We start from the raw sequence: 16,428 nt of genomic DNA on the forward strand, positions 1-16,428 counted from the left end.
ACGACGAGTGCCGGGTTTGTCACTAACTTCCGTGAAATTGGTACTACGCGTGGGTGATTTTCATTTCCATCTGGACGATGTTGTGTGATCTTGTAACGCCCACTCGGGCGAGGCGTCAGCCGATCGACAACGCGCGCACGCGATCCTGCGTGCCGTTGAACCAGTTCTGGTCGCCGGGCAGGCTGCCCTTGTTCGAGAACTGCCAGATGGTCTGGGTCTTCCAGCTGGCGGGCAGCTCCCCGATCTCCGTGTTGTAGCGCGCGATCCACAGCGGGTTCTGCCAGAACGCGTTGCTGTTGCCGGTGCAGCGCTTCCACCAGCTCGTCGACGTGTAGATCGCCGGATGCCGCCCGGTCCGCCACAGATAGGTCTCGGCGAACGACCCCATCCACGCGACCATCTGCGCGGGCGTCTTGCCGTAACAGGTTTCGCCGTACGGGTTGTACTCGACGTCGAGCGCGCCCGGCAGCGTCTTGCCGTCCTGGGACCAGCCGCCGCCGTGGTCGACGAAGTAGTGCGCCTGCGCGGCGCCGTCCGAGATGTCGGGGCGGGCGAAGTGGTACGCGCCGCGGATCATGCCGACGTCGTAGGAACCGTTGTACTGCTGGGGAAACCGGGGATTGACGAAACCGGTGCCCTCGGTCGCCTTGACGTAGACGAACTTCGCGCCGGCCCTGGCCGCGGCGGGCCAGTCGACGTCGCCCTGATGACCGCTGACGTCGTGGCCGAGCGTCTGCGCTTCGCCGCCGTACAGCGGCCCCACCGACACGCCGACGCCTTCGTTCAGCGCGATCTGCGAACCGGCGTAGTGCTCCTCGGCCCCGTCGTATCTGGGCCCGCTTTCCCGTGCGACGGCGGGGGTCTGCGCGAGCAGCAAGACCCCCGCCGCGAGGACGGCCCCCCAGCCTTTCGAACACACTCTGCGACTCATCACGTCGCCACGATCCCTCGGGAAAAGAGAATCAGCGACTCGAACATCACCCGAAAGAGTTGCTTTTGGCCTGAATAAATTGGGCCGAGTGGGTTAATCGAGCTCTAACGACGCTCGTCCGAAAGGGCTTTGTCGAGGTGCTCCGAGGGGATGATCGCGGTGAGCCGATCGTGGGGATTGAGCGTCACAGGGTGCCCGGCGAGCAGCGGGACCATGTCCCGGCCCAGCACCGCGCGGGCGTGCGGCCATTCGCTCGGGACCAGCGTCTTCGCCGTGTACGCCGGCACCAGCACCTGGCCGTCGACGTTGTGGAAGCCGATCACCGTGCGCTGGACCGGGGAAAGGGCGTAGACGAACAGCGTCGAGTCGAGGAAGACCCGCGGCAGGTCGGCGGCCGGGCGATGGTTCGTGCGCACCAGCTGCAGCAACTGCTCGAGCTCGTTGCGCGGCTCCGGCAAACCGAGCGCCTTGGGCGAGGGGCGGTAGCGGTCGTTGGGGTGGAAGTCCTCGACGATCTCGCCCGCGCCGTTCACCGGGTACGCGCCGACGACCGCCCAGGACGGCACCGGGCCGTCGGGGTCGAAGGCCTCGTCGATGACATAAAGCCAGCTGTCCGGGTTGGCCTTGGCGTTGGCGCGCATCTCTTCGGTGATCTTCGGCTTGCCCTGTTTCCGCTTGCCCGCCGGGCTCGACGCCAGCCGATCCGCCTCGTCCCGCTGCGCCATCGTCATCCCCACGTTCCGGGTGCCTGAAGGTTTGTTCGCGCTCACTCTACTGTTCTCCCATGGCCTCTTCGCGTTCGGTCGACCCCGCTGAGTTACGTGCCGCGATCACGGCGATTTCCCCCTGGTTGAGCGGATCCGGACCGGATCCGGCCAGGCCCGAGCTGGCCGCGGCGGTCCGGCTGAGCCTGCGGACGCTGGCGTCGGACGCCCCGGGGAAGAGTGTCGAAGTGCGGGTGCCGCCGTTCGCGGCTGTGCAGTGTGTCGAAGGATTGCGCCATACGCGCGGGACGCCGCCGAACGTCGTCGAGACGGATCCGCGCACGTGGCTGGAACTGGCGACCGGGCTGCTCGGCTGGGCCGACGCCGTCGAGTCGGGGCGGGTCACCGCCTCCGGGAGCAGGGCCGACCTGGCCCATTGGCTGCCGTTGGTCCGCCTCTGAGGGTGCTCCGGCGTGCAATGAAAGGTCCTTTCCTTGCAAAATTTGCAAGGAAAGGACCTTTCATTGCACGCCCAGGGCGGTCTTAAGCCTTACGGCCGATGCCACCCGAGATGGTCCGCTGAGCGGTGTTCAGCTCCTTGATCCGCGGGCCGTCCGGCCACCAGTCGGCGCACAGCTTGACGCCGGGCTCGACCATCTCGAGGTCGTGGAACAGCCCCTCGATCTCGGCCTTGGTGCGGAAGGTGCCCGAGCCCATCGGGCTGTGGATGAAGAAGTCCTCCATCTTGCGGGCGACCTCGGACAACTCGTCCTGCGGGTCGGAGAAGTGCGAGATCGCCACGTACGAACCCGAGGGCAGCGCGTCGATGTACTTCTTCATGATCTTGCGGGGCGCTTCGTGCGGCCCGTTGTAGTGGTGCAGGGTCCCGAGCTGCAGCAACGCGATCGGCTGCGTGAAGTCGATGTGCCGGACGATGTCCGGGTTCTCCAGGATCCGCTCCGGCTCGAAGATGTCGTCCGAGACGAAGTGCGTGTTCTCGTTCTCCTCGAGCAGCGCGCGCCCGTGGGCGAGCACGACCGGGTCGTTGTCGACGTAGACGACCTTGATCTCGGGGTTGATCCGCTGCACGACCTGGTGCGTGTTCTCGGCCGTCGGCAGGCCGGATCCGAGGTCGAGGAACTGGGTGATGCCCGTCTGGCTGGCGAGGAACCGGCAGGCGCGGATCAGGAAACCGCGGTTTTCGGTCGCCAGGTCCTGAGCCTCCGGGGCGGCCTGCTGGACCTTGCGCAGCACCTCCCGGTCGATCTCGTAGTTGTCCTTGCCGAGCAGGAAGGCGTCGTACACCCGGGCGATGCTGGCCCGGGTCGGGTCGACACCCACTGGCACTCGTTCCGTCCGCGTCGGGGCGTCGGGCATCTTGAACCTCACAAAACTGTGTCGGAAGTCTCGGGCTCTACGTAGAGTAGAACCACGTACGCGGCGGGTAAACCGAGCCATCCCTGTCGTGTCGAGGCCCAAACGTGTACTTTCAGTAATCGGCTAGTTCCCCTGGCGAGTGTTGACGTACGAAAGGTCCCCGGTCGATGAACGCGGTCACCCCATCCGGCGGTGAGCAGTCCCTGGGTCCCACCGCGCGGCGGATGATCCTCGGCTCTCAGCTCCGGCGGATGCGTGAGGACGCGGGGATCACGCGCCAGGAGGCCGGCTACAGCATCCGGGGGTTCCGAGTCGAAGATCAGCCGCCTCGAACTCGGCCGCGTCGGTTTCAAGGAACGCGACGTCGCCGATCTGCTGACCATGTACGGGATGACCGATCCCGGTGAGCGGCAACAGTTCCTCGACATGGTCAAGGAGTCGAACGAGCCGGGTTGGTGGCGCCGCTACGGCGACCTGATGCCGAGCTGGTTCAACGACCTCGTCGGGCTCGAAGAGGCCGCGGCCCGGATCCAGGTCTGGGAGCCGCTGTACGTCACGGGCCTGCTGCAGACCGAGGACTACGCGCGGGCGATCATGAGCCACGGCCGCAAGGACATGGTCAACGAGCAGATCGACCGCCGGGTCGCGCTGCGGATGCGGCGGCAGAAGATGCTGTCCCGGCCGGACGCGCCGCGGTTGTGGCTGGTGCTCGACGAGTCGGTGCTCCACCGGCCGATCGGCGACCGCGAGGTGCTGAAGGGCCAGATCGACTACCTGCTGGAGATGATCCAGCAGCCGAACATCTCGGTCCAGATCCTCCCGTTCGACCGGAGCGGCTACTCCGCCGACAGCGCGTTCTCGCTGCTCAGGTTCGCGGAAGAGGAATTGCCGAACATCGCCTACACCGAGTACCTGACCGGCGCGCACTACATCGACAAGCGCGACGAGATCGAGCGGTACAGCCGGGCGCTGGACATGCTCGCGGTCGACGCGGAGACGCCGGACCGCAGCCGCCAGATGCTGATGAAGCGCCGCGCCGAAGTCTGAGCCACTCACCGTTGTGGGGTTCCCGCCGTACCGGTGACTTCCGGGGTTTTCTTGCGTGGACCCGAAAATGTGGCCACGAGCAGTAGTTGTTCACCCGATGGTGGCTGTGATCATCATGCTTTGGTGGTACTACAGATGACTTAAGTCGTCACTGCACGCGAATTATGCAGAAACTTCTGCACGTGCATTTACCGCTGCAGTCACACGTGCTAACTTTGGGATCACAGGCAAATGCACATGCAGATGCATCGCCCGAAGTTTTCTGTCGGGGAAGGTGGGGACCATGGCTGAACAGTTCGACAACGGCATCCCGGCCGATCGTCTTACCGGTGCGCACTGGCGCAAAGCGAGCTACAGCAACGCGATCGGCAACTGCGTCGAGGTGGCACCGCTCGCGTCCGGTGAGATCGCGATGCGCAATTCGCGCTTCCCGACAGGACCGGCGCTGATCTACACCCAGGCCGAGATGGCCGCGTTCCTCGCGGGTGCCAAGGATGGCGAATTCGATGACGTTCTCGGGTGACACCATCACCGCGGAAATCACCGATATCGAAAGCGGCCTGCGGGAGCTGATCCACCGGGGGTACCAGTTCGTGCACCCGTGCGACGCGAACGGCGAGGTCATGGCCGTGGTCGGCGTGCGAGTCCACGACAACGTGGTCGACGTGGTCCGGCTCAACGCCGAGGACGACGTGATCGCGACCCGGATGCCCGGTACCGAGGAAGACATCCTCGAGCCCGAGGTCTGGCTGTGGCGGTTCGCCGGCGACGCGGCGACAGTGCTCACGGCACTGCTCGCGCTCCCGGACGAGCGGATCCCCGGCTCGCTGGTCCTCCCGGAAACCGCGTCCAAGGGCTGCTGGGTCCCCGGCCGTGGCGGCACGTCCAGGTGGCTCGCCGCCAGCTGATCTGTTTTTCCCCGGGGGCGCGTCCCCGGGAAGTTCTGCCTCGGTTTCGTTGCCGAGAGTTCTGGTCCGGCACCCCAATGCACAGTCGACCGCCTCTGTCGAGGGGGAGCGGTCGGCTGGTCGGGGGTCGTGAGTGGCGGGTCTTGACACCCGCCCGTCACTCACGGTCATTGAACGAAGCGTGTCCAGTGCCACTTCGAGTGGCGCGTTGATCTCCGGCCCACCGTTTACACTGGTGGCGGCCTGCCCTCTTTCTTCTCCCTGGGAGCACCTCGGTGGTTTCCGACCCGTCCCTCGCCGGACAGCCCGTGACCGACCAGCCCGATCCGGAACCCCGCGAGGAATGCGGTGTCTTCGGCGTCTGGGCGCCCGGAGAAGAGGTCGCGAAGCTGACCTACTACGGGCTCTACGCACTTCAGCACCGTGGACAGGAAGCGGCCGGCATCTCGGTCTCCGACGGTTCGCAGATCGTCGTCTTCAAGGATCTCGGTCTGGTCAGCCAGGTGTTCGACGAGCAGGTCCTGCAGTCGCTGCAGGGACATATCGCCGTCGGGCACTGCCGCTACTCGACCACCGGCGCGACAGTCTGGGAGAACGCCCAGCCGATCTTCCGCACCACCGCCACCGGCAGCGGCCTGTCCTTCGCGCACAACGGCAACCTCGTCAACACCGCCGAGCTGCGCGATCGCACTGTCGAAGCCGGCCTCAAGCCGCACGCGGGACTGACAGGTTCCTCCAGCGACTCCGACCTGGTGTGCGGGCTGCTCGCGGCCAACGCCGCCGACAAGGGCATCGAGGCCGCCGCGCTGGAACTGCTGCCCACCCTCAAGGGCGCGTTCTGCCTGGTCTTCGCCGACGAGTCCACCCTCTACGCCGCGCGTGACCCGCACGGGGTGCACCCGCTGGTGCTCGGCAGGCTCGAACGCGGCTGGGTGGTCGCGAGCGAGACGGCCGCGCTGGACATCTGCGGCGCGTCGTTCGTCCGCGAGGTCGAGCCCGGTGAGCTCATCGCGATCAACGCCGAGGGCCTCCGCTCCTCGCGGTTCGCGAACCCCGAGCCCAAGGGCTGTGTCTTCGAGTACGTGTACCTCGCGCGCCCCGACACCTCGATCGCCGGCCGCAGCGTGCACGCCACCCGCGTCGAGATCGGCCGCAAACTCGCCGTCGAACACCCGGCCGACGCCGACCTGGTCATGCCGGTGCCCGAATCCGGCACCCCGGCCGCCATCGGTTACGCGCAGGGTTCCGGCATCCCCTACGGCACCGGCCTGGTGAAGAACGCCTACGTCGGCCGCACCTTCATCCAGCCGTCGCAGACCATCCGCCAGCTGGGCATCCGGCTGAAGCTGAACCCGCTGCGCGACGTCATCCGCGGCAAGCGGCTCGTCGTGGTCGACGACTCCATCGTCCGCGGCAACACCCAGCGCGCGCTGGTCCGCATGCTGCGGGAGGCGGGCGCGCTGGAGGTGCACGTCCGGATCGCCTCGCCGCCCGTCCGCTGGCCGTGTTTCTACGGGATCGACTTCGCCTCCCGCGCCGAACTGGTGGCCAACGGCGTCGACCTCGACGGCATCCGCCGCTCCATCGGCGCGGACACCTTGGGCTACATCTCCCTGGACGGCCTGGTCGCGGCCTCGGAGCAGCCGAAGTCGCGCCTGTGCACCGCTTGCTTCTCCGGCGAGTACCCGATCGCGCTCCCTGAGGACGCACTGATCGGGAAGCACCTGCTGGAGAGCCTGGACTCGGTCAATGGCGCGGCGAAGCCCGTCAGCCCTGCCGGGTACGGTGCTGAAGACGCCATCCGGCGTCCCTAGTCCTTTCTTCCAGAGTTGGAGTCCGCTTCCGTGAGCGAGTCCACGAGCGCCACGTACGCCGCCGCCGGGGTCAGCATCGACGCCGGTGACAAAGCCGTTGAGCTGCTCAAACCGCACGCCGAGAGGGCCACCAGGCCCGAGGTGATGGGCGGGGTCGGCGGTTTCGCCGGACTGTTCTCCCTGAAGCTGGACAAGTGGAAAGAGCCGGTGCTGGCCTCGTCGACAGACGGGGTCGGCACCAAGATCGCCGTCGCCCAGGCGCTCGACAAGCACGACACCGTCGGCATCGACCTGGTCGCGATGGTCGTCGACGACCTGGTCGTCACCGGTGCCGAGCCGCTGTTCATGCAGGACTACATCGCCGTCGGCAAGGTCGTGCCGGAGAAGATCGCGGCACTGGTCGGCGGCATCGCCGAAGGCTGTGTCCAGGCGGGCTGCGCGCTGCTCGGCGGCGAGACCGCGGAGCACCCCGGCCTGATGGGCGAGCACGACTACGACCTCTCGGGCACCGGCATCGGCGTCGTCGAGGCGTCGAAGGTGCTCGGCCCGGAGCGGGTCCGCCCCGGCGACGTCGTCCTCGCGCTCGGTTCGTCCGGCCTGCACTCCAACGGTTACTCGCTCGCCCGGCACGTGCTGCTCGACATCGCGCGCATGCCGCTCGACGGGCACGTCGAGGAGTTCGGCCGTTCGCTGGGCGAGGAGATGCTGGAGCCGACCAGGATCTACGCGAAGGACTGCCTCGCGCTGGTGGCCGAGGCCGACGTCCGCACGTTCGCGCACGTCACCGGCGGTGGGCTGGAACAGAACCTCGCCCGTGTCATGCCGCGCGGTCTGGTCGCGAAGCTCGAACGCGGCACCTGGACCCCGGCGCCGGTGTTCGCGCTGATCGGGCACCGCGGCAAGGTCGAGCGCGCCGAACTGGAGAAGACGTTCAACATGGGCGTCGGCATGGTCGCGATCGTCGGCCACGACGACGTCGACAGGGCACTGGCGATGCTGACCGCGAGGCACGTACCGGCGTGGATCCTCGGCGACGTGCAGCCCGCGGAGAACCCGGACGGCCCGCGCGCCGTGCTCTCCGGTGACCACCCGCGCTTCTAGCCGTACATCACAGCCGTCCGGCCGAAGGCGGACATGAGACGTTCGCCTTCGGCTCGATAACGGCTTGGGCCCGGGTGTCACACTGGTTCCGTGGCTGATGACGTGGTGATCGGCTCCCGGTTCGTGATCCCGGGTGCCGAATTGAGCGAACGGTTCTCCCGGTCGTCGGGTCCGGGTGGGCAGGGCGTGAACACCACGGACTCGCGGGTCGAACTGTCCTTCGACGTGGCCGGTTCGGCGTCCGTCCCGGAACACCTCCGGGCCCGGATGCTGGAAAGGCTTTCGTCGCGGCTGGTCGAAGGCGTCGTCACGATCGCCGCGTCCGAACACCGCTCCCAGCTGATGAACCGCGAAGCCGCGCGGGCCCGCCTGGTGATGTTGCTGCTGGACGCGTCGGCGCCCCCGGCCGCCAAGCGGCGTCCCACCAAACCTTCACGAGGTTCGAAGGAACGCCGCCTGGCCTCGAAGAAGCGCCGCGGCGACGTCAAGAAGTCACGTCGCGGCGGTTATTCAGACGATTGACAGGTGCACGCACTCGGCCACGGTCTTGAAGCCGACCCGGCCGTAGACGCGCTCCGCCTGCCCGGCGCCCGGCGTCAAGAACACCGATTCGCCGCCGCGGGCGTGAGCTTCCCGCGTGAGGTACTCCGTCATCGCCGCGGCGATCCCGCGGCCCCGGAACTCCTCGAGGACCCCGATCCCCGCGATCTCGCTCGCGCCGTCGAGGATCGCGGTCGCGACCCCGCCGCCGACGACCTCGCCGCTTTCGGCGATCGCCATCACCGAAATGGTCTCGCCGCTCAGCTGGGCGGGAGACGGCTCGACGTGCTCACCAGGGTCGGGTTCGCCGAACGCCACGTTCTGCGCCCGGATCATCAGCCGGAGTCCGGCGGGAGTGACGGGTGTTTTCAGGACCGTCCCGGTGGGAACCGGCTGCTCGACGACCTGCCCCGGCGGGCAGACCATCAACGGAATACGCCGTTCCAAGATGTAGCCACCTTCGGCGAGCACTGCCTCGGCACCGGGAACGGCCTCGGACAGGAACTCCAGCCGCGGCGTGAGCCCGCGGGCGCGGAACGCCTCGGTCAGCTTCGCGACGTCCTGCGCGGTGGGTGTTCCGCCGTTGTCCGGGATCGCGTAGTTGAGGAACGTGTGGTCGTTCCCGGTCGTGTAAGTCGCCAGGAACGGCCCGATCCGCTCGGTTTCGCGGAACTTCGCCGCGGTGGTGCGGATGTAGGACTGGAGAGCACGAATGGTCTCGGAACGCACTGGTGGAAAGCCTTTCGGGCGAGAGAAAGAGACGCACGGGAGAACCCCGCGTGCGTGGTGGAGCTGGCATGGGCGCCGGCTAGCTCGTGCCGACGCCGCTGAAGGCGTCAGGCATGAGGCATCCCTCATTCTCTGTAGGCAGGGCTTTCGCGCTCACTCTCGCACGACGGTCAAGCGATTTACCTGCGCCGCGGATGCGCGATGCTCGAATACCGCTCGTCCCACACCGACCGGGGGACCCGCATCCGCACGGGGGCGTCGCACACCCGCCGGACCTGCACCGGGATCTTCACCGGCGGCCGGACGTCCAGGCGGCGCCACAGCCGTTTGCTCAGCGCGGCGCCCGCCACCGCGCCCAGGGTGTTCAGCAGGATGTCGTCGGTGGAGGTCACCCGGCCCGCTTGGATCAGATATTGCGTACCTTCCACCAGCACCGAGACGGCCAGCGCGGCCAGCGCGATCCGGCCCAGCGACCGCAGCCGGCGCGACCGCAACGGGAGCAGGGCGCCGAGCGGGCTCAACATGAGGACGTTGCCCAGTACCTGCCAGAGATTGGCGCCGTCGCTCAACGCTAGGCGCAGGTCGGTGCCCGGTTCGAGATTCAGGCTGCTGCCCTGTGCACCGGTCACCGGCATCGTGACCAGGCACAACACCAGGAAACAGGCCAAGGCGAGTGTCATGTCCACGGCGGCTGTCGCCGACGCGGTGAAGCGATCGGCTTGTCTTCGTCGTCGATGCGCCGCGAGCAGCGGCCAGCCGAGCAAAGCGTAGGGAATCGCGGTGATCGTCAACGGGATCATCGCGCCGAAAGCGCGGAGCAGCTCTCCCATGACCCTTCCTTTCCGGAGCGCCCAAGATCACCTTCGCATCACAAGATCGACTCGGCATGGCGGACCGAGCGCACTAAGAGGTGATCTTTTCCGGTAGCGAAAAAGGGTTTCCCATGCTTGAGACCGTCCACAAAGGAACCTGTGGACAAACCTGTGGATGACCGCGAAGCAACCGGAAGAAGGCGTTATCGCACAAGGAAAAGCCTTGTGGGTGACCTGTGTACTACTTGGCGTGTCCGGCGAGCTCGCGCGCACGTTCGAGCAGCTTCTGCAGGTGCAGTCCCCGGCGCACGTCACACGGGTGGGACGTCGTTCCGCTGGCGGCCATCGCGGCGAAATCGTCCAGGAGCGCGGTGTAGGACTCACCGGCCGAACCCGGTTTCCGCCCCAAAGTGCGATAGCCGTGATCCCCGTAAACGGACACTTCGACGACCGTCGGCTGGATCGGCAGCCGCAGCGACAGGGTCGCCGTACTGGTCGCGCCACCCGCGTGGGCGAACAGGAACTGCCACAGATCGTCATCGGTCCGGTGGGCGGCGAGCACCTCGGTGATCTCACCGAGCGCCGCGTCCAGCAGATCGAAGGCATGCGGGCCGATGTCGGCGAGCGCGCCGGAGTCGTGCCGCCACGCCGAAGACTGGTACTGCCCGCCGAGCAGCGCGCCCGAAAGCCAGCGCGCACCGCCGCCGCGCCAGCCGCCCGACTCCTTGATGCCGTCGAGCCACTCGCGGGTCATCGGCGAGAAACGCAAGGTCAGGACCACGAGAGCGGCCACGCCCGCGGCGTCGACCGCGTCCACGAGCCGCCGTGCGCCGTCGAGATCCGCGGCGATCGGCTTCTCCAGGATGAGATGCTTGCCCGCTTCGGCGGCCTTGACCGCCAGCTCCGCCTGAACGGCGGGCGGCACGGCGAACGCGACCGCGTCCACCTGGTCGAGCAGTTCGTCGAAGCTGCCGGCGGCCTCGGCGCCGTGCGCCTCGGCCAGCTCCGCGGCGGCTTCGGGACGCCTGGTCCAGACCGCGGACAACGTGGTCCCCGGGTGATCGGCGAGCCCTGGCGCGTGCACCGTCTTCGCCCACGGACCGGCACCGACCAGACCTGCGCGCAGCTGTCCCTGTCCCACGAGCCCAAGTCTAGGTGTGCCGTCACGCAAGCTGAACGCACCATCGAGTTGCGTTTATTGCGTTTGTTGCGAATAATTCGATGAGAGCCGATACTGGGATCACGCCGAACACGGGGAGCAGCGATGACTGCGCTGACCATCGACCAGATCGTCCCGGGACGTCGCGACATCGATGTTGCCCTCGAAGCACTTCCGCACGTCAAGGCCTATCTGGCCAGACGTCATGAGCGGGACACGGTGCGAGTCGTCGTCGACGAGCACGAAGAGTCCTTGATCGTTCCCCGTGGAGTCGTCGATCTGATGGCGCGGGTGCTGGCCTTGGTGGCGGCGGGCGAGAGCGTGTCCATCGTCCCGTCGCACGCCGAGCTGACCACTCAGCAGGCGGCGGACTTGCTCAACGTGTCCCGGCCCTTCCTCATCGGATTGCTCGAAGCGGGGCGGATCGAGTACCGCACAGTCGGTAAACATCGTCGTGTGAAGGCCAGTTCCCTTCACGACTACCTGCGTGAAGACGACCAACGGCGCCGTGAAGCCGCGGACGAGCTTTCCGTCATGAATCAGGAGATGGGGCTGACCTAGCAAGTGGCCTTCGTGGTCCTTTCGACGCCAACGTGCTGTATCCCAACGTTCTGCGGGATCTTCTCATCCGGATCGGGCAGAGCGGGTTCATCCAGGCCAAGTGGTCGGAGGAAATCCTCGACGAGGTCTTCCGGAACCTCAAGCGGAACCGGCCCGACCTCGACCCCGGCAAGCTCGACAGAACGCGGACTCTGATGAACGCTTCGGTCCGAGATTGCCTGGTCACGGGCTATGAACCGCTCGTGGCCGTGCTCGACTTGCCAGACCCGGACGACCGGCATGTTCTCGCCGCCGCAATCAAGGCGCGGGCGCGGGTAATCGTGACCGAGAACCTGCGGGATTTCCCGGAGCGGATTCTCGGTCACTGGAACATCGAGGCCCAATGCGCCGACGACTTCGTCCTCGACCGGATCGACCTCAGCGAGCGCATGGTCGTGGACGCGGTGCGGCAAATCGTGGCCTCACGCCGCGCTCCCTCGACCAGCACTTCCGACGTCCTCGACGCCCTGGAGCGCAGTGGTCTCCGCAAGGTGGTCGCGGCGCTCAGACCCATCGCAACCAGGTGACCACCCCGCGTTTCGTCCTCTGGATGCGGTCCTTGCGCGCGCAAGGACCGCATCCAGAGGACGAAACGCGGGGGAAGAGTCGGGTCAGGAGTAGCTGTAGAACCCGCGGCCGGTCTTCTTGCCGAGCAGGCCGGCGTCGACCATGCGCAGCAGCAGCGGCGGCGAGGAGTACAGCGGTTCCTTGAACTCGGCGTACATCGAGTCCGCGATCGCCTTGATGGTGTCCAGGCCGATCAGGTCCGAAAGCCGCAGCGGCCCCATCGGGTGCGCGGTGCCCAGCTCCATGCCGCGGTCGATGTCCTCGGCCGAAGCGAAGCCCGACTCGATCATCCGGATCGCCGAAAGCAGGTACGGCACGAGCAGCGAGTTCACGATGAACCCGGCACGGTCCTGCGAACGGATCACCGTCTTGTGCAACGCCGTCGTCGCGTGCTCCTCCGCACGGCGGGCGGTTTCGTCGCTGGTCAGCAGCGACGGCACCAGCTCGACGAGCGGCAGCACCGGGACCGGGTTGAAGAAGTGGATGCCGACCACCTGCTGCGGGCGGTTGGTGGCCATCCCGAGCTTCATGATCGGGATGGACGAGGTGTTGGACGCGAACACCGCGTCCTCACGCTCGACGATCTTGTCCAGCGACCGGAACACCTCGACCTTGGCCTGCTCCTGTTCCAGGATGGCCTCGATGACGAGGTCGCGGTCGGCGAACTCGCCGATCTCGGTGGTGAAGCGAAGCCGTCCGAGCGCCGCGTCGGCGTCTTCCTGCGAGAGCTTCCCGTTCTTGACGCCGCGTTGCAGCGACTTCTCGATCCGCGCTCGCCCGGAGTCCAGCGCAGGCTGGCTCACCTCGGTGATGATCACGTCCAGACCGGCACGTGCGTGCACCTCGGCGATACCCGAGCCCATGAGCCCGGCTCCGATGACACCTACCCGCGTTACGTCCGACACGGAACCCTCCTCGTATTTTGGGCAGCACGCGACACGCGAGGGTGGACAACGGGGTTCAACCCGTCCCACCCTCGCGTGTCACGCCTGCTCAGCGGCGGTATTCGTCGTACCCGTCGTACGGGTCGTCGTCGTCCCGCTTGTCGTCCTCGTGCCCGTAATCCGAGGAACTACTGGACAGCTCGCGCTGCAAAGCATCGAAGTCGGTTTCGTGCGAGCTGTACTTGAGCTCGCGCGCCACCTTCGTCTGCTTGGCCTTAGCCCGGCCGCGCCCCATGGCTCGACCCCCTCGCACAGGGGCGGGGCGGCCGGGGGAATCGGCGGCCCCGCATCGTCTCGACAATTATTTCCTGCTGACACCGTACCGTGTCCGGGGGGTTGGATGCGACGTGGCACGGTGTGCCGGTGGCGACAGTGTTCACCGAACGCCGGTTACCGGCCGGTCGGTGGCGATAGTCGCAGGTCGGCGTGCCACGATGCTCCTGTGCCCCGTCCGTTCGCGGCTTATCTCCGCGTCTATGAGCCCCTGCTCGCGCTGGGAGACCCACCGGACGAACGCCTGCTCGAGGCCGTCGAAGCGGCCCGGCTCGATCGTTCGGCCGCAGGCGTGCGCGAGCAGGCACTGTGGCTCAAGTCACAGCACGTCGGACGGCTGTTGCCCGCCGAACTCGCGGACGGCAGGGCCGCGCCCAGCCTCGTCACCGACGTCCTCGTCCTGGACCCCGAAGACGTGCCGGAGGGTGAGCACGGCGACGCCGGCCCGGGGCCCTTGATCTGCCCGATGGAGATCCGCGCGCGCTCGGCCGCGGCCTTGGTGACCTTCCTCGGCGACGCGCATCCGGCGTTGAAGAACGCGGTGCTCGACGCGGGCAGCGCCTCGTTCGACATGATCCGCTCGCGGGCGAAGTCCGCCCTCGGCGATCTGTCCGCCTCCGCTTCGCACACGCTTTCGACGACGTGGACCGTTCCGCTTCCGTGGTTCGTGCTGTTCGATCCCGGGATGCGCCGGGTCAAACTGGGCAAGGGCCGCGACGACCCCGAGCGCGAGGTGTCGTGGCGGGTGTCCATCGCCGACGCGCGGCATCGCGCCCGCGAGGTCGGGGACCTGCTCGAAGCGACCTTCGGTGATTCGGGGCCCGGCCGGGTGCTGCTCGAAACGCGACGCTGGCTCGATAGCTTCCACCCCGGCTCCGCGGTCGAGCTCGACTACGGCGGTCTCGTGCAGCTCTTCGCCGACTCGATCCTGCAGGCCGACACGACCGCCGAAGAAGTGCACGACATCCTCGACGCGCTCCGCACCGGCAACGTCGACGAGCTGGCAGAACTGTTCGCCGACCTGCGGGACTTCTGGGGAGACCTGGCCGCGCGGGAACGCGCGAACTAGCCGAAGAGACCGGCGGCGACCCTCAGCTCGCCGACCGGCTCCCCGCCGCCCAGGACCGCGTCGCGAGCGAGGCCGCCCGGGTCGATGCCGAGGTGGTGCAGGGTCGCGAGCAGCAGCGGAACCCGTGCCCGCGCGGCGCCGTCGTCGATCTTCAGCGCCAGCGCGGTGCCGTCCGGGAGCGCGAACGCGTGCACTCCCTCGGCGCCGACCTTCGAGAGCAGGCCGTCGACGCTTTCCATCAGCACGGTGTCCTCGCGGCCGGTGCCCGCGACCCGCCACGGATGCGCGCGGACGGCGTCCGCGACGCGACGCTCCGGCCCGTCCGTCGCGGTGACCAGCCTGCCGAAGGAACGGGCGAGGCCGGTGAGGGAGAACGCGAACAGCGGGGCGCCACAGCCGTCGACGCCGACCGTCTCGATCGGCTCGCCGGTGAGGTCGGAGACGGTGGCCTGGATGACCTTCTGCAGCGGGTGGGTCGCGGCCGCGTAGTCCTCTGTCGGCCAGCCGACCTGGACGCAGGTCGTGAGCATCGCGGCGTGCTTGCCGGAGCAGTTCATGGCGGCGCGGCGTTTCCCCGCCGCGGCCATGGCCAGCATGCTCGGCTCGTGCAGCGGGAAGGCGGGCGGGCAGGCCAGCGCGTCCTCGGTCAGCCCCGCGCGGGAAAGCATCGACAAGGCGCCCTCGACGTGGCCGGGCTCGCCGTTGTGCGATCCGCAGCCCAGCGCGAGGTCCTCGTCGCCGATCGTGAGGCCGGCGCGCAGCATCCCGGCCGCTTGGAGCGGTTTGTTGGACGAGCGCGGGTAGACCGGGCGCTCGATGTCGCCGACGGAGAACCGCACCGACCCGTCCGGGGCGGTGATCACGAGCGCGCCGCGGTGCGTGCTCTCCACGAAACCGGAGCGGACGACCTCGACCAGGACGGGATTCGTCACTCGGCCCCGCCGCGTTCGGTGTCGAGCAGGTCGTCGACGGACGCCGTGCCCTTGCGGTAGCGGGTCGCGATCTCGGCGTTGATCGTGTCCATCACGCCCTGCACCTCACGGCGGTACGACGAGACCGAGACCTCTTCGTCGGCGTACCTGTCGAGGGCGTTGATCAGTTTCTCGTCCGAGAGCGTGCTGACGTCGGAAAGGTCCGTGTCGCCGATGAGTGCTTCGGCGAACCGCCGGTGCTCGCCCGCGCGGGACGGCTCCAGCCGCTGATGCCTGCCCGAACCCGTGGCCGGGCCGATCGCGTTGTCCGCCAGGATCGCGGCCAGCCGCTCGACGACGCTGCTCTCACCGCCAGAACTGCGGCGCTCCTGCTCGGCTCGCACGATGTCTATCCGCGCGTGCAGCAAACGCCGCAGGTACGACAGGTCGGTCTCTTCCTGCGCGGCCTCGTCACGGCGCTCGCGCAGCACGGAAAGGGTCAGCTCGCCGAGGTCGCTGAGATACCCAGGGCCGAGCACGCGGTCGATACGACGGCGACCACCGGGCCGGACTTCGATCACGCGCGTAGCTTATCGCGCTCCCGCCGAAATGGTCCGCAGGGAGCGATACCACAAGGATCTCTGCCCCTCCCGACACCCTCCTTTGCTCCGCCGCTCCTTCGGTCCCTTCCAGAGCGCGCCCCCCACCCGTCCCGGGGGCGGCCCCTGGTCCAGTCTACCGTGGGTGGCGGGGGAAAAGTGCTGGTCGGCGGAGTTGTCCACAGGTGGGCGGGGTTGTGGACAACTGCTGGGGATGGGTGAAGGGGACTTTCCCCGCATGTGGAGGCTGTTGCGTTTTCGGATTGGGGTTCGTTGGTGTTGGTGGGGCGGGGCCGGAGGCCCTGCCCCATCACACTGTCTGGGGCTGGGTGGTGGTGAAGAG

The 16,428-nt window shown here is 67.7% G+C and carries 19 protein-coding genes and 1 pseudogene; 10 read left to right on the forward strand and 10 right to left on the reverse strand.

The genetic code is table 11. The features are described from left to right. Positions 1-115: 115 nt before the first annotated feature. The gene (locus ACFOSH_RS29515) at positions 116-931 is read right to left on the reverse strand and encodes a lysozyme (protein ID WP_378242360.1); all 816 of its coding nucleotides are present in this window, start codon (positions 929-931) and stop codon (positions 116-118) included. Positions 932-1,035: 104 nt separating this feature from the next. After that, positions 1,036-1,662: a type VII secretion system-associated protein gene (locus ACFOSH_RS29520; protein ID WP_378242392.1), complete on the reverse strand. Its 627-nt coding sequence runs from the start codon at positions 1,660-1,662 to the stop codon at positions 1,036-1,038. 53 nt (positions 1,663-1,715) lie between these two features. Between ACFOSH_RS29520 and ACFOSH_RS29525 the strand changes: the two genes are divergently transcribed. Beyond that, positions 1,716-2,096 (forward strand): sterol carrier family protein, encoded by a 381-nt coding sequence (locus ACFOSH_RS29525; RefSeq protein ID WP_378242361.1) that lies wholly within the window; start codon positions 1,716-1,718, stop codon positions 2,094-2,096. 82 nt (positions 2,097-2,178) lie between these two features. On the opposite strand, the gene ACFOSH_RS29530 is transcribed toward ACFOSH_RS29525, so the two are convergent. Continuing rightward, a complete protein-coding gene (locus tag ACFOSH_RS29530) occupies positions 2,179-2,976 on the reverse strand; it encodes an SAM-dependent methyltransferase (RefSeq protein WP_378242363.1) in 798 nt (265 codons plus the stop codon). Positions 2,977-3,179: 203 nt separating this feature from the next. Here ACFOSH_RS29530 and ACFOSH_RS29535 point away from each other — a divergent pair. From ACFOSH_RS29535 to arfB, 6 genes and pseudogenes are all read left to right on the forward strand, one after another. Further along, positions 3,180-4,059, forward strand: a pseudogene (locus tag ACFOSH_RS29535) (helix-turn-helix domain-containing protein). A 283-nt stretch (positions 4,060-4,342) separates the two neighbouring features. Next, positions 4,343-4,582 carry a DUF397 domain-containing protein gene (locus ACFOSH_RS29540; RefSeq protein ID WP_037320466.1) on the forward strand — a complete coding sequence of 80 codons (240 nt, stop codon included), beginning with the start codon at positions 4,343-4,345 and terminating at the stop codon, positions 4,580-4,582. Beyond that, entirely contained in the window at positions 4,566-4,967 is a 402-nt protein-coding gene (locus tag ACFOSH_RS29545; RefSeq protein WP_378242365.1) for a hypothetical protein, read from the forward strand. The genes ACFOSH_RS29540 and ACFOSH_RS29545 overlap by 17 nt, the downstream gene beginning before the upstream one ends. A 275-nt stretch (positions 4,968-5,242) precedes the next feature. Further along, on the forward strand, positions 5,243-6,781 hold the full coding sequence (purF, locus tag ACFOSH_RS29550) for an amidophosphoribosyltransferase (protein WP_378242367.1): 1,539 nt from the start codon (positions 5,243-5,245) through the stop codon (positions 6,779-6,781). Positions 6,782-6,811: 30 nt separating this feature from the next. Beyond that, positions 6,812-7,882: a phosphoribosylformylglycinamidine cyclo-ligase gene (gene purM, locus ACFOSH_RS29555; protein ID WP_378242369.1), complete on the forward strand. Its 1,071-nt coding sequence runs from the start codon at positions 6,812-6,814 to the stop codon at positions 7,880-7,882. Between the two features lie 90 nt (positions 7,883-7,972). Further along, positions 7,973-8,404: an alternative ribosome rescue aminoacyl-tRNA hydrolase ArfB gene (gene arfB / locus ACFOSH_RS29560; protein ID WP_378242371.1), complete on the forward strand. Its 432-nt coding sequence runs from the start codon at positions 7,973-7,975 to the stop codon at positions 8,402-8,404. Here the strand turns inward: arfB and ACFOSH_RS29565 are convergent. The 3 genes from ACFOSH_RS29565 to ACFOSH_RS29575 form a co-directional block, all read right to left on the reverse strand. Further along, positions 8,393-9,151 (reverse strand): GNAT family N-acetyltransferase, encoded by a 759-nt coding sequence (locus tag ACFOSH_RS29565; protein ID WP_378242373.1) that lies wholly within the window; start codon positions 9,149-9,151, stop codon positions 8,393-8,395. The genes arfB and ACFOSH_RS29565 overlap by 12 nt on opposite strands. A 179-nt stretch (positions 9,152-9,330) precedes the next feature. Further along, a complete protein-coding gene (locus tag ACFOSH_RS29570; RefSeq protein ID WP_378242375.1) occupies positions 9,331-9,981 on the reverse strand; it encodes a VanZ family protein in 651 nt (216 codons plus the stop codon). A 223-nt stretch (positions 9,982-10,204) separates the two neighbouring features. Further along, positions 10,205-11,104: a Gfo/Idh/MocA family protein gene (locus ACFOSH_RS29575; RefSeq protein ID WP_378242377.1), complete on the reverse strand. Its 900-nt coding sequence runs from the start codon at positions 11,102-11,104 to the stop codon at positions 10,205-10,207. Positions 11,105-11,227: 123 nt separating this feature from the next. Between ACFOSH_RS29575 and ACFOSH_RS29580 the strand changes: the two genes are divergently transcribed. Next, on the forward strand, positions 11,228-11,683 hold the full coding sequence (locus ACFOSH_RS29580) for a helix-turn-helix domain-containing protein (RefSeq protein ID WP_378242379.1): 456 nt from the start codon (positions 11,228-11,230) through the stop codon (positions 11,681-11,683). A 32-nt stretch (positions 11,684-11,715) separates the two neighbouring features. After that, on the forward strand, positions 11,716-12,249 hold the full coding sequence (locus ACFOSH_RS29585) for a PIN domain-containing protein (protein ID WP_378242381.1): 534 nt from the start codon (positions 11,716-11,718) through the stop codon (positions 12,247-12,249). An 84-nt stretch (positions 12,250-12,333) separates the two neighbouring features. On the opposite strand, the gene ACFOSH_RS29590 is transcribed toward ACFOSH_RS29585, so the two are convergent. Both ACFOSH_RS29590 and ACFOSH_RS29595 read right to left on the reverse strand, forming a co-directional pair. Continuing rightward, positions 12,334-13,194, reverse strand: coding sequence for a 3-hydroxybutyryl-CoA dehydrogenase (locus tag ACFOSH_RS29590; RefSeq protein WP_378242383.1), 861 nt, complete (start codon positions 13,192-13,194; stop codon positions 12,334-12,336). Positions 13,195-13,282: 88 nt separating this feature from the next. Then, on the reverse strand, positions 13,283-13,468 hold the full coding sequence (locus ACFOSH_RS29595; RefSeq protein ID WP_020632289.1) for a DUF3073 domain-containing protein: 186 nt from the start codon (positions 13,466-13,468) through the stop codon (positions 13,283-13,285). 207 nt (positions 13,469-13,675) lie between these two features. Here ACFOSH_RS29595 and ACFOSH_RS29600 point away from each other — a divergent pair, with 207 nt between their 5' ends. Further along, on the forward strand, positions 13,676-14,575 hold the full coding sequence (locus ACFOSH_RS29600) for a hypothetical protein (RefSeq protein WP_378242385.1): 900 nt from the start codon (positions 13,676-13,678) through the stop codon (positions 14,573-14,575). Here the strand turns inward: ACFOSH_RS29600 and ACFOSH_RS29605 are convergent. Both ACFOSH_RS29605 and ACFOSH_RS29610 read right to left on the reverse strand, forming a co-directional pair. Continuing rightward, positions 14,572-15,507: an asparaginase gene (locus tag ACFOSH_RS29605; protein WP_378242386.1), complete on the reverse strand. Its 936-nt coding sequence runs from the start codon at positions 15,505-15,507 to the stop codon at positions 14,572-14,574. The genes ACFOSH_RS29600 and ACFOSH_RS29605 overlap by 4 nt on opposite strands. Beyond that, complete coding sequence (locus tag ACFOSH_RS29610; RefSeq protein ID WP_378242388.1) at positions 15,504-16,067, reverse strand: RsiG family protein; 564 nt, start codon at positions 16,065-16,067, stop codon at positions 15,504-15,506. Before ACFOSH_RS29610 ends, ACFOSH_RS29605 begins: the two co-directional genes overlap by 4 nt. Between the last annotated feature and the right edge of the window lie 361 nt (positions 16,068-16,428).

Source organism: Amycolatopsis speibonae (genome assembly GCF_042647925.1).
Taxonomy (GTDB): domain Bacteria; phylum Actinomycetota; class Actinomycetes; order Mycobacteriales; family Pseudonocardiaceae; genus Amycolatopsis; species Amycolatopsis speibonae.

Excerpts from the sequence above, each read along its gene's own strand:
- ACFOSH_RS29525 (WP_378242361.1), top strand. The coding sequence starts at position 1,716 with ATGGCCTCTTCGCGTTCGGTCGACCCCGCTGAGTTACGTGCCGCGATC.
- ACFOSH_RS29570 (WP_378242375.1), bottom strand. The coding sequence starts at position 9,981 with ATGGGAGAGCTGCTCCGCGCTTTCGGCGCGATGATCCCGTTGACGATC.
- ACFOSH_RS29540 (WP_037320466.1), top strand. The coding sequence starts at position 4,343 with ATGGCTGAACAGTTCGACAACGGCATCCCGGCCGATCGTCTTACCGGT.
- ACFOSH_RS29580 (WP_378242379.1), top strand. The coding sequence starts at position 11,228 with ATGACTGCGCTGACCATCGACCAGATCGTCCCGGGACGTCGCGACATC.
- ACFOSH_RS29515 (WP_378242360.1), bottom strand. The coding sequence starts at position 931 with ATGAGTCGCAGAGTGTGTTCGAAAGGCTGGGGGGCCGTCCTCGCGGCG.
- ACFOSH_RS29545 (WP_378242365.1), top strand. The coding sequence starts at position 4,566 with ATGACGTTCTCGGGTGACACCATCACCGCGGAAATCACCGATATCGAA.
- ACFOSH_RS29520 (WP_378242392.1), bottom strand. The coding sequence starts at position 1,662 with ATGACGATGGCGCAGCGGGACGAGGCGGATCGGCTGGCGTCGAGCCCG.
- ACFOSH_RS29595 (WP_020632289.1), bottom strand. The coding sequence starts at position 13,468 with ATGGGGCGCGGCCGGGCTAAGGCCAAGCAGACGAAGGTGGCGCGCGAG.